Here is a 10,960-nt window from a genome sequence, read left to right as displayed (position 1 = left end):
TCGCATAGTTGTGGGTGCAGAATGCGGTTGTTCCCGAATGGACCTGCAAAGATGCCCAGCACAGCGCCGCTTCCTGTGCGCGATTGGCCGTCACCCGCAGCGACATGGCGGAAAGCAGTGCGTCAAAAAACGCATAGCCGCGTGTCAGATCGATCCCGAACTGGTTGTCGCTGAAGCCCAGATCATCGAGCGTCACCACCAGAACCGAACAAATCGTACCCTTCGGCCCGTCCGGGCGGGGTTCCTGCAAGGCGATCTGGTTGTTGGCCACCATCACCAACCCGCCGCGCTGGAGGATCGGGACAATGTCCGTTCCGCCAGAGGAAATCACGGCATAGGCCACCAACATGTCGACCGGGCCTGCCGCCCTCCGCATCGGATTGGCGCTGGCATGGGCGGTAGCATGTGCGGCATAGAACATCTCAGGCAGATCCTTGGGCGGACCCAGGTTGACGATCTGCACCGCATCCCCGCCGATCAGATCGAACAAGGTGACGATCCCGAACAGCATGGCCTGTTCGAAATTATCCCGGGCAAAGCCGTTGAACAGCCGCTCGATCTTGGAGAGTTCCGAAAAGCCGCGTTGAAACAGGCGCGAAGGGTTGCCGCCGGTCATGTGGTTGTCACTGACCATGATCGGCCCCAGCCCCATCACCCGCAGCGCCCGACCGGACGGTTGGAACACGGTGTTGCCGGACATCTGCAAGGCTGCCCGGTCAACCGTACGCGGGCGGATTGCGCCGATCGCATTGTTCAGGTTGTCGATCCCGGTGATGCCCACCTCGCCCTTGCTTTCGGCAAAGGTTGCCAGGCCGCCCACCGCCAACACGATGTCCACCCCGCTGTTGGGGCCATCGACTAGGCGGTGCGGATCGAAGCTGTTGTTGGCTTCGATCTGGTTGTCGATCACCCGAACATCCTCGCCATAGGCGATGCCAAGCCCGCAGCTGCCATATCCGCCGCCGAACCCGTTGTTGAAGATCCGGTTGGCCCGCACCAGGCAATCGCTGGTCATGCCGAGCGCGATCCCGCCGCGCGGGGTGAACACCGAAGCCACCGGCCCCAGCGCGGGCGGTTCATAGCGCAGGCAGGCCGCGATCCGGTTTTCGGTGATTTCCAGACGGGATACGATCACCGCGTCTTCCGCCGGGGTCCCGTCTTCATCGATCAAGATCAGCGGATAGGTTCCGATCCCGTTCGACCCCATGTTGACGATATCGTTGTTGCCGATCCGCACATCCTCGATCTCGCCATCGGAATGCTTGGTGATCGTGGTGGTCGATCCGGTCCCGGCCGGGGGCAGATAAGTGATGATGATGCAGCCCGCGCTGCTCACCTTGTAATGGACCCCGGTCTTGAAGGCCCAGCCCAGCGGCGTGGTGGTAGTCACCGCGACATCATGCACCGTGCCCAGCATGATCCCCATGCCGGCCCCGTTTTCGATCGTGTTACCCCTTACTACAACCCGGCGCGATGCACCGCCGATATGCAGCCCGCCGATCGCGCGCAGCTGTTCCGCCGCAGTCGCGGGCAAGGGTGCGGCGATTGAGCTGTCTTCAACGATCAAATCCTCACCCTGCAGGAACACCGCCGCCAAGGACTGGATCGGATCGCTTGAATCGCGCAGCACCAGCGGCCCGGCAACAACCTTGCAGGCGCTGACCCGGATCCCGGCCTGATGGCTGGCCGACAGGGCCCAGCCGTTGGGCACGGTCAGCGTGCAGTTCTCCACCGTCAGCGCGCCGACATTGGCGCTGATCGCCGCAGACCCGCTCTTGTCCGCCAGGATGCAGCACATCTTGCTGTGCGACATGGCGATCCCGGCAAAACTGATGTCCTTGCAATCGATCAGCGTGACCAGCGGGGTGGTGCTGTCACTCTCGCTCCAGAACGTTCGCCCGGCGCAGCCCGTGAACTTGATGTTGCGGCGCCCGTTCAGCGCCACGTTGGCGCGGTGTTGGCCTGGCAGCAGGCAGATGCATCCGCCCTGCGGCGGCATGGCCGCAACCGCCGCGCCGATCGACTGGAAATCACCAAAACTGCTTTCCCCGTCCCCCACGGTAAAAGTGCAGCAATCCTCCACCCGCCACAACGGACGGAACTGATCGCGGCAGTGGTGGACGGTTCCTGCGGTGAAATCGATGATCCCCAGCGGGGCTATATGGCGGCGCGGCGCATGGGCGGGCATGCCGCTGCGCATGGCCCAGGGCAGCACCTGTGCAGGCGCATCGGGACGTGCGCTGAAGGTCCAGCTTGTCCCCGGCAGCACTGTCCCGCTGAACGTCGCGGTCAGGCCGGTGGCCCCCAGGGCCTTTGCAGTCCCTGCCACAAACGCCTGGTCCGGCGAACCGGAGTCCCCGCCCCCGCTCCATATCCGCGCATAGACAAACCGTGGCGCGGAAGGACTGGCGAATTTGTCAGCCGACAGCGCGTTCAACCAGGTGGCCATCGCGGCAATGCCCGGGTCGGTTGAAACCGTGATCCGTTTTTCGGCATAGCTGGTTGCCACCCGAACCAGCAGACCATCGGCCTCACCCGGCTTTTCCAGATTCGGCAGCAGGATATCGGGCCGCAATAATTCCACCGTCATCCCGGCCTTGGGACGCTGATACTCATCGCGCGGAAAATTGAGGAAAGTGAGGGTCTGGTTGTCCGATCCGATCACCACCCGAAATAGCTGCGAAGCATTGTCCACACCCCAGACAAACCGGCCCGCGGCGGTGATCTTGGCCCGGTAGGTGCTGTTGCGGTTGCCAAGGTAGCCAGGCGTGGTTGCGGGCTTGCACAGGTCGGTATCGATCCCGGTGGTGGTAAAGCCGATCTGCAAAGTGCCCGCAGGCTCGATCGCTCCGGTCAGCGGATTGCGCGCTGCGGAAAGGGTGGCGCCCAGCGCCTCCTGCATCGCTGCCGCACAACTGCTTGCGGTGACCGCCTGTTGCCGCACCCGCCAGGCCATCCGGCTGCGGGCCGCACCATCCGGCCCGCGCAATGCAGGTTCGGCCAGTTCGCCATCGTCGATCGCAGAGACGGTTTGCTCGTTCGCTTCCAGCCAGACAAACACCTTGCTTCCGGCCGCCGGTTTGTCCGTCGTGGACTTGGTCAGCCAATTGCCGTTGGCCTGCTCCGAATAGTTGATCGTCTGGCGGTTTTCGATCCGGGTACCGCCCAGGTAATAGCTGCCAGCCAGGATTTCGAAATCGGGTCCAGCCGGGTTTAGCGCGCCGATCTTGAACCCGCTGTCCGGGCTGCCGAGCGGACAGATCGCCTCGGCAAAGGCGGTTTCGTGGCTGCGCCGTGCGATTTCGTCAGCCGCGTTTTCTTCGGCATCGGTCGGGATGCGGCCTTGCTGGCGCTGCAGGCCGGCATATTGCTTGGCCCTGTCCGCGAAGTTGCGAGTGATGTCAGCGGTCATGGACCTCTCCTGTCAGGTCTCGAAAATGGGTTCGATCAGCGCCTGAATCGGCGCAAATTCGGCGATTTTTGCGTAGAGGTCGTTGCGGCGGATCGGGAACAGCGCCGCGTTGAAGGCGCCCATCTCGGTCCCGTGCTCGGCCCCTTCGGCAATCTCTGCCGGGGCATCGAGCGCGAGCATCGCATAGTTCCAGTCCCCGAACCGGCGCGAGGTAAACAGCGCGGCGGGCAAGCCGCCCGGATAGCTGACGCAGCGATAGGGTCCGGGCACCCGGCTGCCCCCGGCATAGGCGCAGAACCGCAAACAGCTGCCTTGCGAATCTTGCACTTCGATCGCGCCATCGATCAGCGAATTGGACACTTCCGCGCGGCCCATCCGGCAAGCGCCCAGCACGGTGCTGCGCTCGATCTCGAACACGCCGCCGGGAACATCGATCGCCAGTTCGCCGGGGCGGCCATGGACAATCGAATCCGTGATCGAAATCCGTGCCGCGCTGCAGGCGGCATGGCCCGGGGTGGTCGCGGGATTGGGATCGTGCAGCCCGCCGATGATCGAGTTGGCGATCGCGAGCTCCTCCACCACCCCGGCGATTTCCAGCCGGACATGGGCGATCGGGTCACCCGCCGCTACCGCTGGCGTGCTGCCCGACCCGGCCAGCCCCACCTTGATTCCGCCGGGATCGAGCGTGACGTGTTGCAGGTCGATCCGGTTCCAGTGCCCGGTCAGTCGCAGAATGGCGAGCCCGCCCGCGAGCGCCGCGCCTGACAGTATCTGCCCCAGCCACAGTCCGTTGATCAGCAGGTCCGGTGCGCCAGCGGCGCCCTGCCCTTTCAGCTCGATCACATTGGTCCCGGCCGAGGGCCTCAGCACAACATAGGGACGGCGCTGATCGAGCGCCCAGATCCGGGTAGTCGCGGTGACCGTCAGCTTGTCCGGTGTGGTGGTGGTCGGGGTATAGGTGCGGCTGTTGCCGAACCGCACGTCTCCGGCCAGGCTGGTCCAGTTGGGTGACAGCGTGGGTGTGGAACCGGTCGCGGCCGGGATGGTGGCAGAGCGATCATGCGTGCCTGCGCCCAGCCCCAGATACTGGCCATAGTGGAGCAGACCCACCCCCAGATGGTTCGCCGGATTGACCAGTTGTACCAACCCGTGTGCCGGATCGACCATCGCCCGGACATGGCTGCCGGGAGTAACGCCATCGGCCCAGTTTTCCAGGCCCGCCGGGGCCATTTCGTGCAGCGAAACGGCCGTCCCGCCCGGAGCCAGGCTGAACGCCAGACCATCGCTGAGCGCCGTATCGAGCAAGTGCGCCTTGATCGAGGCCGGATCGAGCGCAGCATCGGGCAACGCGGCCAGATTGCCCGCAGCAACATCGGCGGCGGCGGCCAGCAGATCTTCAACCGCATCGAACGAACGCCCGACCAGCCGCGACCAGTTGGTTCCGTTGCCAGCCTCGCTCTGCGGCAGTTCATAGCGCACCGCGCCAAGGCGGCGGCAGGTGATCGGTATTTGCAGCTGCCATTCCTGCGGCGCGGTGCAATCGTCCAGATTGCGATCACCCGGCTGGAACAGGGCCGCATTGCCCCGCCCAGACGGATCGAGCACCCAATGCCGCCCATCCAGCCGAACCGGATCGAAATCGGTCAGCCGCCGCGCCTCCACTCGATAGAGGAACAGGTTGGCGCGCGGGATGTTGTACATCCCGTTGCGCCCCGGCCCCGGCCGAAAATCGGGAAAATGGGCAAGATCATCGAACGCGCCGTCCACCACATCGCCAACCCGCGTGCGGCGCAGATCGGCGAAAGCTCCGGGCGGAGTCGCCGTAACCGGGCCCGGTGCAAAATCGCGATCGAGGCCATGGGAGAAGCGAACCAGCCTGCGGAATCCCTCGCTCAGCCGGGCATCCCAGCGGGCAATGTCGCGCGCCAGAGCCTCGATCAACCGCGCGGTTCCGGCGCGGCGGCGATAGCCCAGCGTGTTGCGCACATCCGCACGCCGCCCCGCAGAGTTGAGCGGATTGCCAAACCGCGTGCCCAGTAGCTGGCCGATATAGGCCACCGCCCAATCGTCCGCCTCCTCGATCCGGCTGTCTGCCAGCAGGCGATCGATGCTGCGCCGCTGTATCGCGGCTTGTCCGGCTAGCAGTTCAACCAGCGCGCGCAGTTGGCCGGGCATGTCGGCCAGACCGTCCTCGTTGCGATAGACTTCCGGGATCAGTTCCCAGATCTTTTCGGCATAGTGCCGTTCGAACTCATCGCGGATCGGGCGGATGCTGGTGGCCATATCAGACGATCCTTCCGACTGCGGCAAGATCGAACCAGGCCCCGCGGCCCGGATCTATGGCGAAGGGCATCTCGCTGCCGTTGAACTGGATCGAGGTGACCGAACGCACCCCGGCTACGGCGTGCAGCGCAGCGCTCAGGCTGGAATGGAACAGCGGCTGGCCGATCGGCATGCGCCGCGCCGAAAGCAAGCCGGTGGCGGGATCGAACAAGGCCTTGCTGGCCACATCGCGCACCAAGGCCGCATCCCACAGCGGATCGATGTCCAAACTGATGTCAAAGCCAGTCACCACCGCACGGGTCGCGGCTTCGACCACGATCAGCGTGCCCGGCAAAACCCGCAATTCCAGATCGGCGCCCAGCGCCGGGCCTGGATCGCCGCTGTCGGCGATATAGCGCACAACCACCATCGGCTGCAGCGCCTCTGCGTTCCATTCCACAGTGACCGCGGCGTTGACGATCCCGTTGAAATTGCGTGCCAGCGCCAGGAAATCCGCCGGGGAAACCGCCCGCCCCAGCATCTGGGCGCCGCTGGGGGCGGAGGTGGCGATCTCGCTCGCGCTTTCGGCGTCGGCACCGCCATAGGGCGCAAGCGGAGATTCCACGCCGAGCAAGCCCGGCGCAGCCTGGACGATCTGCTTGATCGATCCGGCAGGCGGTTTGGCCAGCCCGGCACCGGCCCGGTAGGTGGCAATCAGATTGCCGTTCCCGCTGGGAAAGCGCGATCCGGTAATGCCGTCCCCGCCGCAGACCCAGGCTGTGCCATCAGCCTCCATCTCGATCAGGAAAACCCGCGCGCCCGGCTTCTGGCCGTAAAAACTCTCCACCCATTCCCAGCGCATCCCATCCACATAAAAGTCGATCTGCGGCGAACGGCGCGAAGCGGCGCGGGCATCGGCGACCCAGGTCAGCGGCCGCCGTGACAGTTTGAACCGCTGCCAGGGCTGCGATGCATCGCCCGAACCCAGTACTTCATTGGCAATCGTTTCGCCGCGCACTGCGGTCACCACATTGCCCAACAGCTTGACCGGGGTGACCAGCGGCGCGGCAAATTCCGCTGCCGCGCCATCGGGCACAAAGCTGCGATGCTCGCCATCCTCGATCAACAGCCCGTCCAGCGCCCCGCCCTGCGCAGCAGCGCCAAGCGCCACGAACCGCCCGCCGGTTGGCGCATCGCCCAGCGGAGGAGCTGGCCGGCGCAGATCGCCATCGGTGCGGATATCGGCCAGGGTGCGCACCGGCTCTGCCGTGCGGGTCGCGCGCCCCAGGGGCCTGGCAATCGCATGGACATGGACCGAACGCGAACCCACCGTCTCGGGCAGGGTAACCACCAGCTTCGATACGGTTAGGTTATAGTTCACAGTGCTGACCGCTGTGGGCAAGGTCAGCGTTTGCGGCGCATGCTCGGAAATGGTCACCGCGTGATAGGTGCTGGCCCCGCGCGCGCTGCCCAGCTCGATCACGGCGAGTTGCCCGGAACCGAGCTGGGAATAGAGCGAGTCCAGCAGCAAGGTCAGCGTTGATCCAGACTGGCTGACTGCCGGCGTCGCCGCTGGTGCGAGCGGGGTAACCCCGATCCGCATGGCCATGGCGAAAGTCCGGATCGCGCTGCGTTCTTCGCCTTCCAGGGCATCGAGACAATGCTCATCCTCGAAAGTCACCAGCTGATAGCGGTCCTGATCGCTGGCCGCTTCGGTGGCGACCGCCGCCACGCGCCCGGCGGTGCTGGGCTCGTCGTCAAGGGTCAGGGCCAGCACGGTCCCGACCGACGGGGCCCCGCCCGCATGGAAACGCAGCGGTGCCGCAAACTCCGGCCGCCGCCAGGGTGCAAAGGTCCACTGGTTGCGCTGCGGCCAGATCTGCGCCGCGCCAAGCAATTCGAACATCTGCGGCGGCTCGCTGCCAAAGGCTTCGCTGCGGAACCGGGTGCGGTCCGGCACGGCCACGGGATCGCTTGCCCCGCCCGCGCGCAGCACCAGATCGACCATTGCCGCCATCGCCGGACGCGGAACATAGCCTAGAAGCCCGACAATCTCTGCCGCGATCTCTGCCTCGGCGGCCGTGCCGATATAGGCCCGCTCAGCAATGCGTGCATCGTAGAAGCTCAGGACATCAAGCACATAGGCCCAGGCTTCAACCAGCATGACGCCCAGATCGCCTTGGCTGTCGGCGGTCCATCCGGCGAGCGCGGGATAATTCCCCAGTTCGCGCAGCATCGCCGCGCGCCAGCCCCCGAACAGCGCGGTTTCGCGCGGCAGGCTGGACAGTCCGGTGGCGATATCCGGCAGCGGCGGATGGGCCGGATCGGGGCAACAGGCGGGAGGATGATAATGTGTCATGCCAGCACCCCATGCGAACGGACCAGCAGCAGCCCCAGCGTGGAACGCGCCGGATCGTTCTGCAGGCGGATGATCTCGCTGGGTCCGGCCTCCAGCACGGGTTCGGCAAAGGCGCGCCAATCACCCTTGCCCAGCACCCGGATCCGGATCGCTTCGACATGCGCGACGCCCGGCACAGCCTGAACCGCCGCTTCGAGTGCAGAGCGATAGAGCGGTTGCCCGAAAGTGAAATTGTCCGGCGCAAAGAACCCGGGTGGCACCAAAGCCCGGCGGACCGCCTTGAGCACCGCCGAACTGTCAAAGCCCGCCGCAACACAGACCGAAATGTCCAGATCGACGTCGACATAGTCAGGCGTCTGGATCCGGGCATCGCGGGTCGCCAAGCGGACACAATCGATCAATCCGGCCAGTTCGGCACTTTGCTGCGGGCTGATCCCGATCGAACGGAGCGGATCGACCGAAACGAAATCGCTTGACCAACTGCCCGTCCAGGCGGTGACCGAATAGGCGCGCTGCGCCCAGTCCAGCTTTTCGACAATCGCCGAATAATCCTCTGGCCGCACCGCGCGATGCAGATCCTGCCGCCAGGCCTGCGGGGCATTGCGGCGAATAGAGTTGGCGTCTTCTTCCAGCCGCGCATTGCCGAACGCGATCGGATTGGTCGCCCCGGCGATGATCGTGGTCAGGGATACCGGCGGCGGCGGAGCCGCAGGGGCGGTCAGGCCCAGAGCAAAGCTGGCAATATTGGCGGCGAGGCCGGGATCGGTGTAATATTCGATCTTCAGCAACGATCCGTCCGCCGGGCCGATCCCGAAATCGCCAAATGCGAACTTGATCGACCAGCCTGCATTTGCGGCATAGTCGCGGAACTGGAAATCGCCGCCCATGCGTTGATGGGTGCGGATCGTGCGCCAGGTTCCCGGTTCGAGCGAAAATGCTGCGGAATCGCCGTCCACATCCAACAGATCCGGCACATAGGGGATCGCCGGACCATTGCCGAACAGAGCCAGCAGGGCATCCTGACCGACCGGCAGGGTAACCGGATAGCTCGCCGGGGGGGTAAGCTGCCGGATCGAAACCGGATCAGCCAGCCCCGCCCCTGGAAAGCGCAAGGCCCCGGCTTCACTGGCATGCAGCCCGATGCGTTCGATCCGGCTGCGCGCACCACTGTCCAGCTGAACCGGGCCTTCGCGCTCGATCAGGCGGGGCACCTCCCTCAGCCGGTACAAGACCTCTGCCGGGGCACCCGCCAGAGCCGCCAGCAAATCCGCATCGTCCCCGGCGCGGGCATATTCAACCACCTTTTCACCTGCCGTTACGGTGCCGACGTTCAGTGCCATGACCAGCCCATCGACCGGCAGGTCAAACGGCACCGCCTGTTCCGCCGCCCAGGACAGGCGCAGCACCGCTGTGGGGTTGCCAGCGGTTGTGACGAGCGGATCGACCAACTCATCAACTCCGGTGATCGTGACCGGCCAGGCCCTGCGTCCCTCGGCCGCGTCGGCCGGATCGGACAGGATCAGTGCCTGCCGCCCGGTCAGGAAAGCTATCCTGTCAGACTTGTTGATGTCACCCGAGATGACCGGCGGCGCAGCAAGCAGCAAAGCGGTCACGCCGCGGACCAGACAGGTGGTTTCCCCTTCTGCATTGTGGAACGCCAGCCGGTTCCACGATGGATGGACCCACAGCGCGGCATCGAGCGTGAAAGGAACCGGAGGACGGGATTCGCTGCTGGCCCAGAAGGTCGCGTCCTTGGGCACCGTTCCGCCCGTTTTTGCTGCCAGTTGCACCGGGCCGCTGGCCGCAGCGCCGCAATCAGGGCGATAGTCTGCCAGGGCCGCATGATGAAACAGGCTGGCGCGCTGGCTGGCCGAGCCGAACCGGGCTTCAGCATCATGGCGGTCCTGCTGCCACGAAAAGTCATCGCCCAGCGCCGCCATGACCTCGATCAGCATCGTCGCAAAATCGGCCTCGATCGGCTCGCGCCAATCGGGATAGCGCTGAGCCGTGAAATCCATCAGCGCCCGGCGCAGGCTTTCAAAATCGCGGGCCAGATAGTCGACCGGAAAATCGACCTCCTCTGCGCAATCGCAGTCCTGCTCTTCACGGCAATCGAAGCCGGTTTCGCAGGCCTGTTTGAAATCGAAGACGATCGAGGAATGGAACGGATCGAGCTGCACCGGATTCGTTCCGGTGGGCAGATGGGTCAAGGTCAGGCTGTAGGGTTCAAAGCCGCCGGGGCGGTCGACGGTCAGTTCCACGCAGACCCGGGTGATCCCGCCTGCGCTGACGGCAACCCAGCGTTTGGCCACGATCTGCGGCGCTGCTTCACCCGAAAGCGAAGCCAATCCTGCCCCCATATTGGCGGCAGTATTGGGAGCAACCGGACTGGTGACCAGCGCAGGTACGGTCGCATCGGGATCGATCACGAAGAACACCCGCAGCACCAGCTGCGTTGCCGGATCGGCCACCTGCACGAAATCGATCCCGGTCAGTACGGCGGGACTTTGCGCGCACAATTGCGCCCGGCGGGTTGTGCCCTGGGTCATGTCAGCGCGAACTCCTCATTCAGCACGCGCTGAACCCCGCGGGAGATCACCAGGTATTCGATTGAAATCCGCAGCGTCGCCAGATCGGCGCTGACGTTGATCGCGGAAACCTTGATCAGGCGGCCCAGCCAGCGTTCCAGCCCTTCGAGGATCAGGGTCCGGGTCATGGCCGCGGTTTCGTTAGTCAGAGGAGCAAACACCTGGCGGCGAATGCCAACCCCGAAATCCGGACGGCACACCCGCTCACCCCGTGCGGTCAGCAGGACCTGGCGGATCAGCTGGCGGATGTAGCTGTCATAGTCCGCCTCTTCGCTCACCCGCCCGGAAAGCGGATTGATGCGGAACGGATAGGTGATGCGGCGTTCAAGATTGGCCATC

At 65.0% G+C, this 10,960-nt stretch carries 5 protein-coding genes; all 5 read right to left on the bottom strand.

The window, feature by feature from the left end; translation table 11 throughout:
• Positions 1 to 3,412: DUF6519 domain-containing protein (locus MNBBLIKP_RS10645; RefSeq protein ID WP_140420588.1), on the bottom strand; the 3,412-nt coding region annotated here is incomplete at its 3' end.
• A 12-nt stretch (positions 3,413 to 3,424) separates the two neighbouring features.
• Complete coding sequence (locus tag MNBBLIKP_RS10640; RefSeq protein WP_088310234.1) at positions 3,425 to 5,695, bottom strand: hypothetical protein; 2,271 nt, start codon at positions 5,693 to 5,695, stop codon at positions 3,425 to 3,427.
• 1 nt (position 5,696) lies between these two features.
• Positions 5,697 to 8,033 carry a hypothetical protein gene (locus MNBBLIKP_RS10635; RefSeq protein ID WP_088310233.1) on the bottom strand — a complete coding sequence of 779 codons (2,337 nt, stop codon included), beginning with the start codon at positions 8,031 to 8,033 and terminating at the stop codon, positions 5,697 to 5,699.
• Entirely contained in the window at positions 8,030 to 10,582 is a 2,553-nt protein-coding gene (locus tag MNBBLIKP_RS10630; RefSeq protein WP_088310232.1) for a hypothetical protein, read from the bottom strand. Before MNBBLIKP_RS10630 ends, MNBBLIKP_RS10635 begins: the two co-directional genes overlap by 4 nt.
• Positions 10,579 to 10,959 carry a GPW/gp25 family protein gene (locus MNBBLIKP_RS10625; RefSeq protein WP_088310231.1) on the bottom strand — a complete coding sequence of 127 codons (381 nt, stop codon included), beginning with the start codon at positions 10,957 to 10,959 and terminating at the stop codon, positions 10,579 to 10,581. Before MNBBLIKP_RS10625 ends, MNBBLIKP_RS10630 begins: the two co-directional genes overlap by 4 nt.
• Between the last annotated feature and the right edge of the window lies 1 nt (position 10,960).

The sequence above is a fragment of the Novosphingobium sp. B 225 genome (assembly GCF_002198665.1).
In the GTDB taxonomy this organism is placed as follows: Bacteria; Pseudomonadota; Alphaproteobacteria; order Sphingomonadales; family Sphingomonadaceae; genus Novosphingobium.
The sequence above is the reverse complement of the archived record's forward strand: the minus strand, read 5'-3'. Positions and strand labels throughout refer to the sequence as shown.